The organism is Acinetobacter sp. ATCC 27244 (assembly GCF_000156555.1).
GTDB classification, from domain to species: domain Bacteria; phylum Pseudomonadota; class Gammaproteobacteria; order Pseudomonadales; family Moraxellaceae; genus Acinetobacter; species Acinetobacter haemolyticus.
The window spans coordinates 140,578-158,622 of record NZ_GG665953.1; the positions used below are offsets into that span (position 1 = coordinate 140,578).

Genomic DNA, 18,045 nt, shown 5'->3' on the forward strand with positions numbered 1-18,045 from the left:
ATTTTCCTCTGGAATTTCTAACGTTCGAGAACTTGAATATATAAATTTGACAACTAATCTGCAAAATAAACCATAAAAGACGGAGCATTTGCTTCGTCTTTTTTAGCTTCAATTTAGCAAAGGTATCACCTTGCGTAATCTCAACGTTAATATTCTTAGGCTGTAATTCACAAATAATACCAACATTAAACCGATTAGAAAGGCTCCAATGATATCGAAAGGAAAATGAACACCCACAAAAATACGTGATAATCCCACGATCAGACTAAACACTAACCCAATACCACCAATCAATTTAAAACCTGCCAATAAGTACGAGCACCCAATAATCACAATCGTTAATGTATGTTGGCTAGGAAAAGAAGAAGTTGAACCATGACCAATCAGTTTATGTCCTAAACCGAGTTGAAATGGCCGCGGTGAATGATAAAAATAATCAACTAAATCACATAATAATAATGATATAAGTACGATAAACAAAGTCTTTGCAAATATTAAATGGTGCGCCTTCCATTGCAGTAATAACAAAAACACAAGAAAACTAATAAAGACTGTGTTTAAATCATTTGCCAAAAAGATCACAATTTGATCTAAGACTGGATATTTTAAAGCAAAAGCATTGATACTATGAAATAAATGAATATTTATATCGTTCAAAATCATCTCTCATCAATCTTTGATCACTTATTTGATCGCAATGTATATAAAATTGATGAAAGAATTATGAATCCAGCACTGACCGACATACTTTGATAGATATAGATTACTAAGACTCCTTGAAATCAAAGATAAAAACATAGAAGGTAAAATATGAATCAAGCGCATTCACAACAATCTGAGTCACCTGCTCACGAGCATATGTATGCTATTTTCGCTCAACAATCTGCTGCTTTTGCTGCTCAACCCTACCCAGATTTAGACACACGGCGCAGTAAGTTATTCAACCTCAAAAAGCAAATTATTCGCTATCAAGATGTAATTGCTGCTGCAATCAATACTGACTTTAGCTCTCGCTCTATCGATGAATCTAAACTGCTCGATTTACTTGGTTCTGTTCTAGAGGCTGAACATGCAATTCGACATTTACATAAATGGATGCGCCCAAGCAAACGCAGTACAGAATTACTTTTCTTATCCAATCGTTTACGTGTGCAATACCAACCCAAAGGAGTTGTTGGCGTTGTTGTGCCTTGGAATTTCCCCGTTTATTTGGCGTTAGGGCCATTAATCGCAGCGATTGCAGCAGGCAATCGAGTCATGGTTAAACTGCCAGAAATTACTCCTGCAACAAATGCGGTCATGAAACGCATGATTGCTGAGGTTTTCTCTGAAGACGAAGTTGCTATTTTTGGTGAAGAAATCACAGACCCTTCACTATTTACAACCCTTCCATTCAATCACATTGTTTTCACTGGATCACCAGCGATTGGCCGTGTGGTGATGCGTGCGGCAGCAGAAAACTTAACTCCAGTTACCTTAGAACTTGGTGGTAAATCACCTGCTCTGGTGAGCCGTCACTACCCTTTAGCTGATGCAGCGATGCGGATCTTGCATGGTAAAGCAACCAATTGTGGCCAAATTTGTGTTGCACCTGATTATGCATTAGTACCGAAGGAAAAAATAAATGCCTTTGTGGAAGAATGTAAATCATATTTTTCATCGATGTATGGCGATAATATTTCAAAAAATACCAATTACACGTCTATCGTCAATGATCGGCATTTAAAACGATTACTCGAAATACTTGAAGATGCTAAAGCAAAAGGTGCAGAGATCATCACATGCGGGGACTATGTTCCAGACCAAGATGGGCGTCGCATGCCTGTACATATTGTTCTAAATTGCACACCAGATATGAGGATTTTAAAAGAAGAGTTATTTGGCCCAGTTCTTCCGGTAGTTGCATATGATGCAATAGATGATGCGATTGCATATATCAAAGCAGGTGAACGTCCATTGGCACTTTATTGCTTTACCCATGATGCCAATGAACGCGATCATATCTTAAAACAAACGCATTCAGGTGGCGTCACAATCAATGATTGGGGATGGCATGTCGTGAACCATGATGCACCCTTTGGCGGTATTGGAAACTCAGGTATGGGAACATATCATGGTATAGAGGGTTTCCGAGAACTTTCACATGCAAAAACAGTCTTTATTCGACATCGATTTTTCCCAACCCAGTTATTCTATCCACCGTATGGAACATGGATACAGAAGCTAGCTTTACATTTCTTCTTGAAAAAAGGTGATCCAGACTTAAAATAGTAAATCACTGAACTAACGGATAGAGATGTATCTCGAAAGTGGCTGCATTTCTATCCCAAACCATTTATTTTATTACTCAGAAACAGTCGAACTAAAAATAACCGAAACCTTCTCGTAAATTTAAAAAAAGAAGAACAGATTCCTATTTTTACAAAAAATCTTTGACCTTGAAAAAAATATTTTTATTAAAAATGCAAAAAGATTTCCACCCAGAAATCTAAAAAATATTTGATATTTTTCATAACATTACCAATAAAAACACAGATGTATAAAATATTTATTGATTATATTTCATTCATTTTCATGCAATAAATCGTACTGTATAGTTCATTTAGAACATTTACTCTTATTTTAATTATGGTATTTTTGTTACATGAAGTTATAGCCAATCAAATATAAATGACTTTTTGTCGTCATTTCATAGCTTCTAAACTTAAGAATCTTAAAAGTTCAAGGAAAGATTTAAAATGAAATTAAAACACCTTAGCACTGCAATGATCTTAGCTACGTTACCTGCAACTGGAGTTTTTGCAGCAGCGTTAGACCGTTCAGGTCAGTCTATATCTGCGTTCTTACAACCAGGTAACTATTTTGAAGCGGGTATCTCGGTTTTAGATCCAACAGTTGAAGGTCAAGAGGCTGGGGACTCTACCACTAGACGTAAAATTGCGGATATGGGAAATGATTACTTTTTCCCTGGCGCAGCTTTAAAATTCCAACTTACAGACAATATTTCCTTTGGTCTTATTTATGACCAGCCATTTGGTGCTGATGCAGCATACACTGGTAATAATGTATTTGTTTCTAGTCCAACAGATACAATTTTAGCCCAAGATAGATTAGATGTTATTCGCCAATCAACTATCGATACTCAATTTAACAATCTTTCTGCTCAGCAACGTGTTGGGGCGGCATTAACAGCTCAAGGTGTAGACCTCACTACTCCAGCAGGACAACTACAGTTTGCGAATACTTTAACTGCGTACAATAATGATCCAGCGACCAAAGCTCAAATTGACGCTGGAGTTAAACAAGGTATAACTAACTTAGTTGATGAAGGTTTACAACAAGTCAATGGTTTACTTGGAAAAGGAAATACCAAAGTCAAAGTAGACTCACAAAATTTATCTATGATTTTTGGTTTCCAACCTAATAAAAACCTTAACTTTTATGCGGGTGGCGTATATCAAACAGTAAAAGGTTCCGTGAATCTTCGTGGTCAAGCATATAGTATATATAATGGTTACGATGCCGACATCAAAGAGACTGGCGGTGTGGGTTGGTTAGCAGGTGCTGCTTATCAAATCCCTGAAATCGCATTAAAAGCTTCGGTTACTTATCGTTCTGAGATTGATCATAAAGTAAATATCAATGAAACAATTCCTACCCTACCAGCTTTAAACTTGTTAGGTAGAGGTGATGCTATCGATGTAATCAACAACAGTTCTGAAAAAACAAAGATTACAACGCCACAATCCGTAAACCTTGATTTTCAAACTGGTATCATGGCTAATACAGTTGCATTTGCCAATGTACGCTGGGTGAATTGGAAAGATTTTTCAATTCAACCATATAAGTTTGGTTTACTATCTAAACAAATTGGTGAAACTGTAAATCGTCCGAATGGTTTCAATTTAGTAGAATATTCTGAAGATCAATGGTCAGTTAACGCTGGTGTTGGACGTAAACTGAGTGAACAGTGGGCAGGTAACGTTTCTGTAGGTTGGGATTCTGGAGCGGGTAATCCTGTAACTACACTTGGCCCAACAGAAGGCTATTGGAACGTTGGTGTTGGTGTTCAATTTAGCCCTACTCCATCGACATTTATCGCTGGTGGTGTGAAGTACTTCTGGTTAGGCGATGCAAAAGCTCAAACTGGTGCTCAAGCGGGTGGTAATGAGTATGTCGCTGAGTTCAAAGACAACAACGCAATCGCTTATGGTTTAAAAATCGGTTACCGTTTCTAATCCATTTTAATGAAAAAGACCGTCATATGACGGTCTTTTTTTGCACAAAATTTACCAAAAAATAAAACAATTAGAGTGATTAATCTATAAATCCATACGACTCAACACCTTTCCATGACTTTGCCAGTTCATTTATTGACAATTGTAAAATATTTTGACGCTCAAAAATTATGTTACTTTTCGCGGCATTCTAGTTACACCTGATATGAGAGAAAATATCAATGAAGCTGCATGCGATTCAAACAGCAATTTTACTTAGTTTATTACCAACAACCTCTGCTTTTGCAGCAGCCTTGGATCGTTCTGGTCAGTCAATTTCAGCCTTTTTACAACCAAACAATTATTTTGAAGCGGGTATTACTTTTCTAAGTGCTGATGTATCAGGAAAAGATATGTCTCAAAATAATACGGGTGACATGGCAAATCATTATTACTCAGCAAGTGCGGCCTTAAAAATCCAAGCAACTGAGCAATTTTCCATTGGTTTGCTGTATGACCATCCATATGGCGCTGACGCCGAATATCATGGTCAAAATAACTTTGTAGAAAATCGTCCTGTTCCATTCCAAGGGAATACCTCAGTAACGGTTCGTACTGAAAATTTAAATTTACTGTTCGGCTACCAACCCAACCAGAACTGGAATCTGTATGCAGGGGCAGTTTATCAAACACTAGATGCTAACGTATTATTACGTGGTACCAGTTACACTGCCTATAATGGTTATGACTTTAAAACAGGTCGTGATGAAGCAGTGGGTTGGTTAGCGGGTGTTGCTTATCAAATTCCAGAAATTGCACTGAAAGCATCTCTCACCTATCGTGCCAAAATCAAGCATGAAATGAATGCTTATGAAAAACATAATGCTGCAGGTATGATCCCATCACCTCCTGATCTAAATGCAAGTCTGATTCAAATCAATAATGCTCAAGGCATTACAGAAATTACCACCCCACAGTCAATCAATCTCGATTTACAAACAGGGATCATGGAGAACACCGTTGCTTTTGCGAACTTACGTTGGGTGAACTGGAAAGACTTTGCTATTCGCCCATATAAATTTGGTGAAGCTTCTGTACTTACTCCTATTGTAAATAACACTGGCAAAAAAGAAGGCTTTGATCTTGTTGCTTATACCGATGATCAATATTCGGTAACTGCGGGTGTAGGTCGTAAATTCAATGATCTGTGGGCAGGTAATCTTTCAGTAGGTTGGGACTCAGGTGCGGGTAATCCAGTCACCACACTGGGTCCAACTGAAGGCTATTGGAATGTTGGCTTAGGTGTTCAATACAGCCCTGCTCCAAATTACTTCATCGCTGGTGGCGTGAAGTATTTCTGGTTGGGTGATGCCAAAGCACAATCAGGATCACAATTTGAAACGCCTGCTTATATTGCAGAGTTTAAAAATAATGATGCTATCGCTTACGGTTTAAAGATTGGTTATAAATTCTAAGAAATCTCCCCTTCCCCCTCTTTAATAAAGAGGGAAAACTCCCTCCTTTTCTAAAGGAGGGCTGGGGAGGATTAGTTATTCTGGAATATTACGTTGCGATACTGAACGAATGGCTTGTTTTAAAGCCTCATAGCCATGCAAAGGTGGAAATTGAGGAAACTCAGCGATTACATTATCTGGTGCATCAAACAAGAATCCATGATCCGCTTCTCCCAACATCGTCGTATCATTATAAGAATCACCTGCCGCAATCACACGGAAGTTCAAACCATGCAAAGCTTTAACCGCCTGACGTTTTTGATCTGGTTGACGAAGTTTATACGCTGTAATCATACCATTTTCGTCTGTCTCTAATTTATGACAGAAAATTGTCGGTTGACCCAGTTGCTGCATTAAAGGATGTGCAAACTCATAAAACGTATCTGAGAGAATAATCAGTTGGAAATGAGTACGTACCCAATCAACAAATTCCTTCGCCCCTTCAAAAGGCCCCATATCCGCAATCACCGCTTGAATATCATTTAAACCCAAACCATGTTGTTTTAAGATATTTAGACGCTGTGTCATTAGTACATCATAGTCTGGAATATCACGAGTCGTTGCCTCGAGTTCTTTAATCCCTGTTTTTTTTGCAAAATTAATCCAGATTTCTGGAACTAAAACCCCTTCAAGATCTAGGCATACGATTTCCATGAATGCTTCCAATGTTGGTTAAAAATTGCTGTATCATACCACTAACATTTTCAATTTTTGCGCTGTTGTTGAATAAATCAGCTTTATTCTACAAGATTAAAGTTGAGAGCAAGTAAACTGCTTTGCTTAGAATGATTTACAATTGTGCCCAAGCCTATCGCCAGGAACCCCCATGACTGTTATTCCAACTATTGACCTTGTGGATGCGCTCGCTGCTGAATATGCAGAAAAATCGCCACGAGAAATTTTAGAACTTGCTTTAAGTCAACAAGGTGAAATCGCCATTTCATTTTCAGGTGCGGAAGATGTTGTATTGATTGATATCGCTTCTCGTATTGGTAAGCCCTTTCGTGTCTTTAGCTTAGATACGGGGCGACTACACGCTGAAACCTATCAATTTATTGAAACAGTCCGTAAGCATTACAATATTAATATCGAAATCTGTTTTCCTGAGTCTGCTGCAGTTCAACAATTCGTCAATGAAAAAGGGTTATTTAGCTTTTTTGAAGATGGTCATCAAGAATGCTGTGGAATTCGTAAAGTTCAACCTCTTCGTAAAAAATTGGCGACTTTAGATGGTTGGATTACGGGTCAACGAAAAGATCAAAGCCCAACACGCAGTGATGTTCCAGTGGTTCAGGCCGATGTTGGCTTTTCAGGGGAAGGTAAACAACTGATCAAGTACAACCCACTTGCCAATTGGAGTAGTGCCGATGTATGGAGTTATATCCGTATGATGGAAATTCCATATAATCCATTGCATGAGCGTGGTTTTATCTCAATTGGTTGTGAACCTTGCACACGCCCTGTTTTACCTAATCAGCATGAACGTGAAGGTCGTTGGTGGTGGGAAGAAGCAACTCACAAAGAGTGTGGTTTGCATGCTGGAAATCTAAAAAAATAAGCTGTAACAATTTTGGTATAGAAGGGTCTATGTGTTTTTCATAGATGCTTGCGACAGAGAATATTTTTTAGACGTTGCAAGGCATGTCTTGTGAAATTTAGTCATTCTAAATAAACAAGACATAACGAAGGAACGGCAAAAAATACTCCTGTCCTCGAGCTTTGCCTTGCGCTGAGATCAAAGCAGTGCTTTGCTCTTGCTCAGGTTATGGCTAAAACTTCCCTAAACTGCGTTATAAAGCTTGGTAAGGGAGACCACCATTACCTACGCTTCATGCCTTGTTTATGTCGTTTTAGCCAATAACGCAAGGTATCGTTGAAATACCCATAGACCCTCATTCCACTGATTTGTCAGTGGTTTTATTTTTTCTGACTGCTGTGTACAAAGTCATATTTTAACCAGACGAAAGCGTATATACTGATCTCTACGGTTCAATAATACTAATAAGAGCTCCAAGAGTATCTTATAAAAAATGCGATGAGAGGCTATATCTGCTATGCGCCCTTTACACCCGATCGACTTCATTTTTCTTTCATTAGAAAAAAGACAGCAACCCATGCATGTAGGTGGGCTGTTTTTATTTGAACTACCTGAAAATGCGTCTCCAACCTTTGTTCATGATCTGGTTGAAGAAATTCGTCAATCAAAAAGCATTCCAGTACCACCCTTCAACAATCAGTTAAATGGTTTATTTTGGGGTGAAGACAATGAATTCGATTTAGACCATCATTTCCGTCATATTGCGTTACCCAATCCTGGACGTATTCGTGAATTACTAGTGTATATTTCACAGCAACATAGTTCTCTTATTGACCGTGCTAAACCATTATGGACCTGTGACATTATCGAAGGAATTGAAGGCAACCGTTTTGCCATGTATTTCAAAATCCATCATGCGATGGTAGATGGCGTTGCAGGTATGCGCCTAATCGAAAAATCGCTTTCAAAAGATCCAAATGAAAAACATGTCGTTCCGCTCTGGTGTGTAGAAGGCAAGCGCGCTAAACGTTTAAAAGCTCCGAAACCACCAAGTGTTAGCAAAATCAAAGGTGTGTGGGATACGATTAAATCCCAGTGCGAAGTTGCTCCTAAAGTGATGCAAGAACTCTCTCAAACTATTTTTAAAGAGATGGGGAAAAACCCAGACTACGTTTCGACCTTCCAAGCACCGCCGTCGATCTTAAACCAACGTGTTAGCTCTGCCCGTCGTTTTGCAGCACAATCATTCGAATTAGATCGTTTCCGCACCATTGCCAAAACCCAAAACCCTAGGCGTGACCTTAAACGACGTCGTTTTGGCTGTATGTGCTGGTGCTTTACGCGAATATTTGATCAGTCATAATAGCTTACCGAAAAAGCCTTTAATCGCTATGGTGCCAGCATCACTACGTACCGATGACTCAGATGTAAGTAACCGTATTACGATGATTTTGGCCAATCTTGCCACTCATATCGAAGATCCAATCGAACGTTTAGAGATTATTCGTCGCAGTGTGCAAAACTCCAAACAACGCTTTAGTCGTATGACCGCAAATGAGATTCTAAACTATAGTGCCGTGGTTTATGGTCCAGCAGGATTAAACATCGCTTCAGGAATGTTACCTAAGCGTCAAGCCTTTAACCTTGTAATTTCTAACGTACCTGGTCTACGTGAACCGTTGTATTGGAATGGGGCAAAACTCGATGCACTATATCCTGCATCAATCGTGATGGATGGTCAGGCACTCAATATTACCTTAACCAGTTATTTGGATAAATTAGAAGTTGGTTTGATCGCATGTCGAAATGCACTACCAAAAATGCAAAACTTACTGACACATCTAGAAGAAGAAATTCAACGTTTTGAACAAAAGATTCAAGAGTTACCGCAAGAGAAGATTGTAAATTCGTAGAGAAAAATTAAGGGGCTTTCAATGGCCCCTTACTTTTTAATTGCGCGACAACGTTGTAGCAATTGATGGCAGGCTGAACGAATCATTGCCGTAGTAATCTGAACTTCTTTACCTTGGCTATCGACCATATAACAAGTGTTCACAGGATTGCTGTCTAAAACATGCTTAAAACCGTGACTCACTAATCTTTTACTTACATTCATTTTATATACCTCATTATATTTGCTAAGACATTGAAAAATGCCTATGGCTAATCTTATGGTTCTAGTATTTAAAATTCATGATCGAAAGTAAAATTTCAGTTGTAACAAGGATTAAGCGAAATCTTGTTACAACTTTAGCTTAAAATGATATCGTATTGCTCTTGCGTATATAAATTTTCCACTTGGAATTTTATGACACGGTTCACAAAATGCTCCAAATCCGCGACGGCTGGGGCTTCTGCTGTTAAAAGCCGATCAATCACTGCTGGATGCGCAACGACAGTAAAGCCACCCTTGGAATCAAATGCACGCGCATATCGCATGATCTCGCGAAATATCTCGTAACATACTGTCTCTGCTGTCTTCACATAACCGCGTCCTTGACAAGTTGGACATGATTCACAAAGTAGATGTTCTAAAGATTCACGAGTTCGCTTACGGGTCATTTCAACCAAACCCAGTTCTGAAACTTGAGTAATTTTGGTTTTGGCATGATCGCGTTCAAGCATTTTTTCAAACTGACGCATCACTTCTTCCCGATGCCCAGCTTCTTGCATATCAATAAAATCAATGATGATGATACCGCCCAAGTTTCGCAGACGGAGTTGTCTGCTAATGACTTGGGTCGCTTCCATATTGGTTTTAAAAACTGTGTCTTCTAGGCTTCGCCCACCGACATAGGAACCAGTATTAACATCAATGGTGGTCATCGCTTCTGTCTGATCAAGCATCAGATAGCCACCCGATTTAAGTGCTACACGCGTTTGTAAAGCTTTTTGAATATCTTCTTCGACATTGTATAAATCAAAAAGTGGTTTTTCACCCGGATAATGCAGCAAACGATTTTGAATGGTCGGCACAAACTCCTTGACGAAGTCATTCAACTTGCCATGAATTTCGCGCGAATCCACATAGATTTTAGCGGTTTCATCGCTGGCTAAATCCCGCACAATACGTTGAGGTAAAGGCAATTCTTCAAAAATTAGCTCAGGTGTTGAAACTTCTTTTTGCTTCCGTTGAATGAATTCCCACAGTTTACTCAAGTAATTCATGTCTTGTGCAATCGCCGCTTCATCCACCCCTTCCGCAGCAGTGCGTACAATCACACTTCCAGGTAGGTTATGTTCAGCTTGAATATGCTCAATAATCCCACGCAAACGATCACGCTCTTCTTCCGCTTCAATGCGCTGCGATACCCCGATATGATTCCCATAAGGCATCAGCACAAGATAACGCGATGGGATCGAAAGATCTGTACTGAGTCGAGCCCCTTTGGTTCCGAGCATGTCTTTCATCACTTGCACGGTAAGCATTTGCCCAGGATGCAACAACTCAAAAACATTAGGCGTCGGTTGTGAACGAGGCCAGACCATATCATTGATATGCAAGAATGCTGTTCGAGATAATCCAATATCAACAAAAGCAGCTTGCATGCCCGGTAGTACACGGACAACCTTGCCTTTATAAATATTACCCACTAAACCACGTTTTGCCGTACGCTCAACAAATAGTTCATTGACCGTACCATTTTCAATCAACGCAACCCGACACTCCATCGGTGTAACGTTAATCAGCAACTCTTCTGCCATAACCAACTCAAAACTTTTATAAAAATTCTTATGCCGACAGCGTTAATGCAGAATTTATGCTTTAACGCTTTCTAATAACTGTACTGTTTCATACAAAGGCAGCCCCACCACATTACTATAACTGCCCCTTATTTGTGGAATATATTGTGCAGCAATTCCTTGAATAGCATATCCACCTGCTTTGCCAATCGGCTCACCTGTTGCCCAATACTTTTCCATTTCTGCGTGGCTAAGCGTTTGCAACTCGACTTGTGTCCGCACTACTGTACTGCATATTTGAATACGACTGGCAACACAGACGCCAGAAAATACATCATGCCACTGCCCAGAAAGCTGTGACCACATTTCAAAAGCATGTTGCTTTGATTCAGGCTTACCTAAAATCTTTCCAGCAAAACTTAAACTGGTATCTGCTGCAACTACAATTGCATCAGGAAATTGAGCTAAAACAGCACGCGCTTTTTCTCTTGCCAACCGTTCCACATAATGCACAACCGTTTCAGCATCCCTTACTGTCTCATCAATGTCTGGACTAAAAACTTCAAAGTCCAAACCCAGTTGCGATAAAAGCTCCTGCCTACGCGGCGAGCTGGATGCGAGAATTATATGCGCCATTTATGTAAACAATAATAAAGGATCGGCCAAGCTAAAACACCCGTAATCAACGGTTGCCAATGTCGAGCTAGAGAAAAATGCATACCTGTTATGGTCTGACACATCCATAAAAAAGTGATATGCATCACTATGGCAATACTTGCAATCACCCACGAATTACCAAAAGTTAAAATTCGTCGTTCACGTATGAAATAGCGTGTCGCAAAACAAATTAGCACAAAACTTAATGCGTTTAACCCAAGTGGCGCATCTAAAAGTAAATCAGCAAAAATCCCCATACCGAAGGCAAACCAGATCCCACACCAAACAGGTTGATAAAGAATCCAGAACAGCATCACCATCAGCATCACCGCAGGTCGCCATCCTGACAACTCATACGCCAACGGATAGACCATCAACACCGATGCAATCACAATCGAGATGATGATCATCAACAAAGGATCTTTATTGGATTTACTATAACTTAACTTAGCGATTGGCATAAGGCTGCTCCTTTGCCAATGACTCTGAGAACAGAACCACGACATGATGACCACTTGCCAGTTGAGCCGCTGGCACTACATCAATTTCAGCAAATTCACCAGAATTATGACGACTGACTTTCGATACTGTCCCGACTAAGTAACCTGCAGGGAAATGCTCACCTAAACCAGAACTGAACACCTTATCCCCAACTTTGATGTTTGCACTGGTCGCCACGTAGTCCATTTTTAACTGACCTAAATCACCAGTACCCGACACAATCGCACGCATACCCGTCCGCTCTAAGCGTACAGATAGAGAATGCTCTTTGTCAGATAACAACATCACACGCGCACTATGTGGATAGACATTGATGATCTGTCCCATGATGCCCTGATCATCCAAAACTGTTTGTCCAATTTTAAGCTGATCGGAAGAACCACGGTTGATAATAATGATATGACGTAATGGATCCGCATCCGTTCCAATCACTTCAGCAATCTGCATACGTCCATCAATGATCAATGGCGTATCTAATAGGCCTCTTAGACGGTTATTTTCAGCAGAAAGTTCAGATAATTTTTGGAGTCGAACACGTGCTTGCAATAGCTCTGCTTGCATCGCAGTATTTTCACGACGCAATTGAGCTTCAGATTTGGTTTGTTGATTCAGCCATTCTCGCGACAGTACTGGATAACTCGCCAATGCATAAATTGGGTTATACGCGGCGTACAAGACATCCCTTGCTGGTTTAATCACATGTGGCATGCGCCAATCAAAAAATAGCACTACCAAACATGTGATCACTGCAATAACAAATGAGCGAAAAGATGGCGGTTGTCTTGAAAAAAGATTCGGTTGCACCGCCTAGTCCTTATGGTTTAGCCAACAAAAAGCATGTCGTGATTTGGATTGTCAAAGAACTCTAATACTTTTCCAGCGCCACGAGTGACACAAGTCAACGGATCTTCAGCAACCACAACTGGTAACCCAGTCTCTTGCGCAAGCATCTTATCTAAGTTACGCAATAATGCCCCACCACCCGTCAACACAATACCACGCTCAGCGATATCAGAAGACAATTCTGGCGGCGTTTGTTCAAGTGCAGATTTCACCGCACTGACAATACTTTGTAATGGATCAGCAATCGCTTGCGTGATTTCATCAGAAGTTACCGTAATCGCACGAGGAACACCCTCAGCTAAATTACGACCACGAACTTCGATTTCTAATGTTTTACCATCAGCAACCGCCATTCCAACTTCTTTTTTAATCACTTCAGCCGTGGTTTCACCAATCACACAACCATGCGCTTTACGTACATAGTTGATGATTTGCTCATCAAAAACATCACCACCGATACGTAATGAATCAGCGTAAACACAACCTTGTAATGAAATGATTGCGATTTCAGTGGTACCACCACCCACATCGACCACCATCGAACCACATGCTTGCTCTACAGGCATACCCGCACCGATTGCTGCCGCCATCGGCTCTTCAATCAAGCGGACATCACGAGCACCTGCGTTGAATACAGCTTCACGAATTGCACGGCGTTCTACCAAAGTAGATTTACACGGTACACAAACGACAACACGTGGTGCAGGTGGAAATAAACGCTTTTCATGTACTTTGCCAATAAACTGATGCAACATGGTTTCAGTTACTTCAAAATCAGCAATCACACCGTCTTTCATCGGACGAATCGCTGAAATATTCGCTGGGGTACGACCTAACATCTGTTTAGCATCAAGTCCAACATTGGCAACAATTTTTTGTGAACCACTATGGCGAATTGCCACAACAGTTGGTTCATTTAAAATAATGCCACGGCCTGGTGCATAAATAAGCGTATTAGCAGTACCTAAATCAATGGCTAAATCCGGCGAAAACAAGCCAATTAGTCGTTTTAGAATCACGGGGGCGTTCTCAATTAAACTTTGTGTGAATACAAGGTGGCAACTTTAACTAAATGTGATGATTTGAACAAGTCAATCGCTTATTATAACGCACGATATTTTGAAATTTTTTGATACTGAATTAGGTAAAGTTATGTCTACATCATCCGATGCTCCACAGACGGCGGATCTAAATGCGCAAACTGTATCGCAAATTGCAAATTTGGCACGCTTATCGCTAAACGACACGCAATCTGCTGAATATGCTCAAAGTTTAAATAAAATTCTGGGCATGATGGAAAGCTTGAAAGGCATTAATACCGATGATGTTGAGCCTTTGAAAAGCCCATTTGATAACCCACAACCATTACGCACAGATGCAGTTACTGAAAGCAATCACCGTGATGAATATCAAGCGATCGCACCTGCAACCGAAGCTGGTTTATACCTTGTACCTCGTGTAATTGAATAATTTTTATTCAGTTAACTTTTATTTTATATTTAGAATGTAAAGAAATTTTTCATATGACAGATTTACATCGCTTATCAATTCGTGAACTTTCTGAAGGTTTAAAACAAGCCCAATTTTCATCACGTGAATTGACTGAACATTATTTAAAACGTATCGCCAAAATTGACGCAAAAGTAAAAAGTTATGTGACGGTGACCGCAGAGCAAGCCTTAGTAGAAGCTGATGCGGCTGATGCAGCAATCAAATCAGGCAATGCGCATGCGTTGGCAGGTATTCCACTTGCACATAAAGATATTTTTTGTACCCAAGGTATTAAAACCACTGCGGGTTCAAAAATGTTGGACAATTTCATTTCACCTTATGATGCAACCGTGGTTGCCAAGGCTAAAGCCGCAGGTCTTGTGACTTTAGGTAAAGTGAATATGGATGAATTCGCTATGGGTTCAACCTCTGAAAGCTCTTACTTTGGTGCAACCGGCAACCCGTGGGCCTTAGATCATGTCCCGGGTGGTTCATCAGGTGGTTCTGCAGCAGCTGTAGCGGCTGATCTTGCGCCGATCGCAACAGGTACAGACACAGGTGGTTCAATTCGCCAACCAGCTTCATTTTGTGGCTTAACGGGCTTAAAACCGACTTATGGTCGTGTTTCTCGCTTCGGTATGATTGCCTATGCCTCATCATTGGATCAAGGCGGTCCAATGGCACGTTCAGCAGAAGACTGTGCCTACCTCATGAATGTGATTGCTGGTCATGATGCTAAAGACTCAACCTCTGTAGACAAAGAAGTGGATGATTACGTGGCTAACCTAAACGGCACAGCTGTGAAAGGTTTACGTATTGGTATTCCAAAACAATACTTCAATGTCGCTGGTTTAGATGCAGACGTAAAAGCGCGCGTTGAAGAATCATTGAAAAAGCTTGAAGAAATGGGCGCGACTTTGGTTGAGATTGATCTCAACATGACTGAAGCCTACGTTCCAACTTACTATTTGATCGCACCTGCGGAAGCGTCATCAAACTTGTCACGTTACGATGGTGTTCGTTATGGCTACCGTTGTGAAAATCCAAAAGACATTTTAGACCTCTACAAACGTTCACGTTCAGAAGGTTTTGGTGCTGAAGTACAACGCCGTATTTTGATTGGTACTTATGCGCTGTCTGCAGGTTACTACGATGCTTACTATGTGAAAGCACAAAAAGTACGTCGTTTAATCCAACAAGACTTCCTCAAAGCATTTGAAAATGTCGATGTGATTGCAGCGCCATCTGCACCAACGACTGCGTACAAAATCGGTGCGAACCTCAGTCCAACTGAAATGTACTTAGGCGATATCTATACCCTTGCTGTGAACTTGGCGGGTCTACCAGCCATCAATGCACCTGTCGGTTTTGATAAAGACAGCCTACCTGTTGGTTTACAGTTGATTGGTAACTACTGGTCAGAATCACAATTGCTTTCGATTGTGCATCAATATCAACAAAACACAGACTGGCATACCAAACGTGCGGCAATTGCTGAGGAGAATGCATAATGGCTGAAGCTCAAAAGTTAAAGTTAATTGACGGTTGGGAAGTCGTTATCGGGATTGAAATCCACACTAAGCTTGCAACCAAATCTAAAATTTTCTCGGGTTCATCAACTGAATTTGGCCAAGACCCAAATACACAAGCTAGCCTTGTTGATTTGGCGATGCCGGGTGTATTGCCTGTATTGAATGCCGAGGTCGTTGATCTTGCAATTCGCTTTGGCTTGGGTATCGATGCGTATATCGATCAAGCATCCGTATTTGCACGTAAAAACTACTTCTACCCAGATTCGCCAAAAGGCTATCAGATCAGCCAGATGGACAATCCGATTGTGGGCTTGGGTCATATCGACATCCAACTCGAAGATGGCACAGTGAAGCGTATTGGCGTAACGCGTGCCCATCTTGAAGAAGATGCAGGTAAATCAATTCATGACCAATTCGAAGGGATGTCAGGGATTGACTTAAACCGTGCAGGTACACCATTACTTGAAATCGTGTCTGAACCTGACATGCGTTCGGTTGAAGAAGCAGTTGCTTATATCAAAGCCATTCACACCCTAGTGCGTTGGTTAGGTATCTCTGACGGTAACATGGCTGAAGGCTCTTTCCGTGCTGACTGTAACGTGTCTTTACGTCGTCCAGGTCAACCTTTCGGCACACGCTGCGAGTTGAAAAACCTCAACTCATTCCGTTTCATTGAACAAGCGATCAATGTTGAAATTGAACGTCAAATGGAAATCTTGGAATACGGCGGTGAGATTGATCAAGAGACTCGTTTGTTCGATCCAAATAAGATGGAAACTCGCTCAATGCGTTCAAAAGAAGAAGCGAACGACTATCGCTACTTCCCTGACCCTGACTTGTTACCAGTGATCATTTCAAATGAGCAAATCGAAGCGGCACGCGCTGCCCTGCCAGAATTGCCTGCTGCACGTCGTGAGCGCTTTATTGCTGACTTCGGTGTGACTGAATACGATGCACATGTATTGACGCTGTCACGCGAAATGGCGGACTTCTACGAGGCTGTTGTGGCTGCTGCTGGCGGTGCGAAGCAAGGTAAAGTTTCAGCAAACTGGGTGATGGGTGAATTCTCAGGTGCTTTAAACAAAGCTGGTCTAGATTTAGCAGACTCTCCTGTTTCTGCTGAGCAATTGGGTGGCATGATCGCACGTATTGTGGATAACACCATTAACGGCAAAATCGCGAAGCAAGTGTTTGGCTTTATGTGGGAAGCAGAAGGAAAATCTGCAGATGACATTATTGCTGAGAAAGGCTTAAAGCAAGAAACCGATACAGGTGCGATTGAAGCGATTATCAAAGAAGTACTTGCAGCCAATGAAAAAATGGTTGAAGAGTACAAGTCTGGTAAAGAAAAAGCCTTTAACGGTCTTGTTGGTCAAGTCATGAAAGCGGCAAAAGGTAAAGCCAACCCAGCACAAGTGAATGAATTAATGAAGAAGTTGATTAGTTAATATAATCTAATTTCAAAAGAAAACCCGCTTTAGAGCGGGTTTTCTCTATTAATGGGAAGTTGTAGCAATAATTTTCTCAGCAATAAACTTAACAACGGGAAGATATTTTTTTACAGTAGCTTCACTTTCACTAAATGGAATAAACCTTTCTGCTCTATTATATTTATCACTAGAGTGAACTATACCATTCCTAATAGCTTTTATAGTTCTACCAATGATATCAATTACATTATTTTCATCCAACCCTTTTTTGTCGATATTCTCACCAAATATATCAGTTCCTTCACCACGCCGGATATCTAAAGAATGTACATAATTTAGAAGAGCTTCAGGTTGAATATATTCATGCAAAACACATAAAAGCATTTTATTTTCATCATTCTCATAATTATATCTTTTTATTGTACTAATCAATTGCTCTAAATTATTTTGTTGAGAATTAAACTTAGGATCATCAATGAAAAATTTTAACTGTTGATGTAGATTCTTCTCTGTACATTTTAAAAAATAGTATTCCAACACATGATAAAAGCTTAAAAAAGAATGATTAACAGTTTCTGCAACCATAGCATTTTTATAAAATTTTAATAAAATTTCGTCGTAACTAACAGATGGGATCTT

The 18,045-nt window shown here is 40.3% G+C and carries 15 protein-coding genes and 2 pseudogenes; 8 read left to right on the forward strand and 9 right to left on the reverse strand.

Annotated elements, in window-relative coordinates; all coding sequences use genetic code 11:
• Positions 1-108 precede the first annotated feature (108 nt).
• The gene (locus HMPREF0023_RS07195; RefSeq protein WP_008941633.1) at positions 109-663 is read right to left on the reverse strand and encodes a phosphatase PAP2 family protein; all 555 of its coding nucleotides are present in this window, start codon (positions 661-663) and stop codon (positions 109-111) included.
• A 147-nt stretch (positions 664-810) separates the two neighbouring features.
• On the opposite strand from HMPREF0023_RS07195, the gene HMPREF0023_RS07200 reads away from it, so the two are divergent.
• From HMPREF0023_RS07200 to HMPREF0023_RS07210, 3 genes are all read left to right on the forward strand, one after another.
• Positions 811-2,271, forward strand: a complete 1,461-nt coding sequence (locus tag HMPREF0023_RS07200) for a coniferyl aldehyde dehydrogenase (protein ID WP_008941634.1) — start codon at positions 811-813, stop codon at positions 2,269-2,271.
• Between the two features lie 467 nt (positions 2,272-2,738).
• Positions 2,739-4,238, forward strand: a complete 1,500-nt coding sequence (locus HMPREF0023_RS07205; protein WP_008941635.1) for a long-chain fatty acid transporter — start codon at positions 2,739-2,741, stop codon at positions 4,236-4,238.
• A gap of 221 nt (positions 4,239-4,459) precedes the next feature.
• On the forward strand, positions 4,460-5,692 hold the full coding sequence (locus tag HMPREF0023_RS07210; RefSeq protein WP_008941636.1) for an OmpP1/FadL family transporter: 1,233 nt from the start codon (positions 4,460-4,462) through the stop codon (positions 5,690-5,692).
• Positions 5,693-5,767: 75 nt separating this feature from the next.
• On the opposite strand, the gene thrH is transcribed toward HMPREF0023_RS07210, so the two are convergent.
• Positions 5,768-6,385, reverse strand: coding sequence for a bifunctional phosphoserine phosphatase/homoserine phosphotransferase ThrH (gene thrH / locus HMPREF0023_RS07215; RefSeq protein WP_004640546.1), 618 nt, complete (start codon positions 6,383-6,385; stop codon positions 5,768-5,770).
• Positions 6,386-6,557: 172 nt separating this feature from the next.
• Between thrH and HMPREF0023_RS07220 the strand changes: the two genes are divergently transcribed.
• Together HMPREF0023_RS07220 and HMPREF0023_RS07225 are read left to right on the forward strand one after the other, a co-directional pair.
• Positions 6,558-7,289: a phosphoadenylyl-sulfate reductase gene (locus HMPREF0023_RS07220; protein ID WP_004640549.1), complete on the forward strand. Its 732-nt coding sequence runs from the start codon at positions 6,558-6,560 to the stop codon at positions 7,287-7,289.
• A gap of 496 nt (positions 7,290-7,785) precedes the next feature.
• Positions 7,786-9,181: pseudogene (locus HMPREF0023_RS07225) on the forward strand (WS/DGAT/MGAT family O-acyltransferase).
• 29 nt (positions 9,182-9,210) lie between these two features.
• Here the strand turns inward: HMPREF0023_RS07225 and HMPREF0023_RS16515 are convergent.
• From HMPREF0023_RS16515 to HMPREF0023_RS07250, 6 genes are all read right to left on the reverse strand, one after another.
• Positions 9,211-9,384: a PA1571 family protein gene (locus tag HMPREF0023_RS16515; RefSeq protein ID WP_005089330.1), complete on the reverse strand. Its 174-nt coding sequence runs from the start codon at positions 9,382-9,384 to the stop codon at positions 9,211-9,213.
• A 134-nt stretch (positions 9,385-9,518) separates the two neighbouring features.
• Positions 9,519-10,973 (reverse strand): ribonuclease G, encoded by a 1,455-nt coding sequence (gene rng / locus HMPREF0023_RS07230; RefSeq protein WP_004640553.1) that lies wholly within the window; start codon positions 10,971-10,973, stop codon positions 9,519-9,521.
• 54 nt (positions 10,974-11,027) lie between these two features.
• Complete coding sequence (locus HMPREF0023_RS07235; RefSeq protein ID WP_008941639.1) at positions 11,028-11,588, reverse strand: Maf-like protein; 561 nt, start codon at positions 11,586-11,588, stop codon at positions 11,028-11,030.
• A complete protein-coding gene (gene mreD / locus HMPREF0023_RS07240) occupies positions 11,576-12,070 on the reverse strand; it encodes a rod shape-determining protein MreD (protein ID WP_004640557.1) in 495 nt (164 codons plus the stop codon). The genes HMPREF0023_RS07235 and mreD overlap by 13 nt, the downstream gene beginning before the upstream one ends.
• Complete coding sequence (mreC, locus tag HMPREF0023_RS07245) at positions 12,057-12,914, reverse strand: rod shape-determining protein MreC (RefSeq protein ID WP_017396364.1); 858 nt, start codon at positions 12,912-12,914, stop codon at positions 12,057-12,059. Before mreC ends, mreD begins: the two co-directional genes overlap by 14 nt.
• 17 nt (positions 12,915-12,931) lie before the next feature.
• Positions 12,932-13,972: a rod shape-determining protein gene (locus HMPREF0023_RS07250; protein ID WP_004640560.1), complete on the reverse strand. Its 1,041-nt coding sequence runs from the start codon at positions 13,970-13,972 to the stop codon at positions 12,932-12,934.
• A gap of 133 nt (positions 13,973-14,105) precedes the next feature.
• Here HMPREF0023_RS07250 and gatC point away from each other — a divergent pair, with 133 nt between their 5' ends.
• Genes gatC through gatB form a run of 3 tightly spaced genes read left to right on the forward strand, consistent with a single transcriptional unit; the run spans position 14,106 to position 17,424 of the window.
• Positions 14,106-14,423, forward strand: a complete 318-nt coding sequence (gene gatC, locus HMPREF0023_RS07255) for an Asp-tRNA(Asn)/Glu-tRNA(Gln) amidotransferase subunit GatC (protein ID WP_005083137.1) — start codon at positions 14,106-14,108, stop codon at positions 14,421-14,423.
• A 53-nt stretch (positions 14,424-14,476) separates the two neighbouring features.
• A complete protein-coding gene (gene gatA, locus HMPREF0023_RS07260; protein ID WP_008941641.1) occupies positions 14,477-15,955 on the forward strand; it encodes an Asp-tRNA(Asn)/Glu-tRNA(Gln) amidotransferase subunit GatA in 1,479 nt (492 codons plus the stop codon).
• Positions 15,955-17,424: an Asp-tRNA(Asn)/Glu-tRNA(Gln) amidotransferase subunit GatB gene (gene gatB / locus HMPREF0023_RS07265; RefSeq protein ID WP_008941642.1), complete on the forward strand. Its 1,470-nt coding sequence runs from the start codon at positions 15,955-15,957 to the stop codon at positions 17,422-17,424. The genes gatA and gatB overlap by 1 nt, the downstream gene beginning before the upstream one ends.
• A 48-nt stretch (positions 17,425-17,472) precedes the next feature.
• On the opposite strand, the pseudogene HMPREF0023_RS07270 reads toward gatB, so the two are convergent.
• A pseudogene (locus tag HMPREF0023_RS07270) lies at positions 17,473-18,045 on the reverse strand (hypothetical protein); the annotation flags it as partial.

What these genes read in the sequence shown, in the direction of transcription:
- HMPREF0023_RS07195 (WP_008941633.1), bottom strand. Translation starts at nt 663, where the DNA reads ATGATTTTGAACGATATAAATATTCATTTATTTCATAGTATCAATGCT.
- HMPREF0023_RS07200 (WP_008941634.1), top strand. Translation starts at nt 811, where the DNA reads ATGAATCAAGCGCATTCACAACAATCTGAGTCACCTGCTCACGAGCAT.
- HMPREF0023_RS07205 (WP_008941635.1), top strand. Translation starts at nt 2,739, where the DNA reads ATGAAATTAAAACACCTTAGCACTGCAATGATCTTAGCTACGTTACCT.
- HMPREF0023_RS07210 (WP_008941636.1), top strand. Translation starts at nt 4,460, where the DNA reads ATGAAGCTGCATGCGATTCAAACAGCAATTTTACTTAGTTTATTACCA.
- thrH (WP_004640546.1), bottom strand. Translation starts at nt 6,385, where the DNA reads ATGGAAATCGTATGCCTAGATCTTGAAGGGGTTTTAGTTCCAGAAATC.
- HMPREF0023_RS07220 (WP_004640549.1), top strand. Translation starts at nt 6,558, where the DNA reads ATGACTGTTATTCCAACTATTGACCTTGTGGATGCGCTCGCTGCTGAA.
- HMPREF0023_RS16515 (WP_005089330.1), bottom strand. Translation starts at nt 9,384, where the DNA reads ATGAATGTAAGTAAAAGATTAGTGAGTCACGGTTTTAAGCATGTTTTA.
- rng (WP_004640553.1), bottom strand. Translation starts at nt 10,973, where the DNA reads ATGGCAGAAGAGTTGCTGATTAACGTTACACCGATGGAGTGTCGGGTT.
- HMPREF0023_RS07235 (WP_008941639.1), bottom strand. Translation starts at nt 11,588, where the DNA reads ATGGCGCATATAATTCTCGCATCCAGCTCGCCGCGTAGGCAGGAGCTT.
- mreD (WP_004640557.1), bottom strand. Translation starts at nt 12,070, where the DNA reads ATGCCAATCGCTAAGTTAAGTTATAGTAAATCCAATAAAGATCCTTTG.
- gatC (WP_005083137.1), top strand. Translation starts at nt 14,106, where the DNA reads ATGTCTACATCATCCGATGCTCCACAGACGGCGGATCTAAATGCGCAA.
- gatA (WP_008941641.1), top strand. Translation starts at nt 14,477, where the DNA reads ATGACAGATTTACATCGCTTATCAATTCGTGAACTTTCTGAAGGTTTA.
- gatB (WP_008941642.1), top strand. Translation starts at nt 15,955, where the DNA reads ATGGCTGAAGCTCAAAAGTTAAAGTTAATTGACGGTTGGGAAGTCGTT.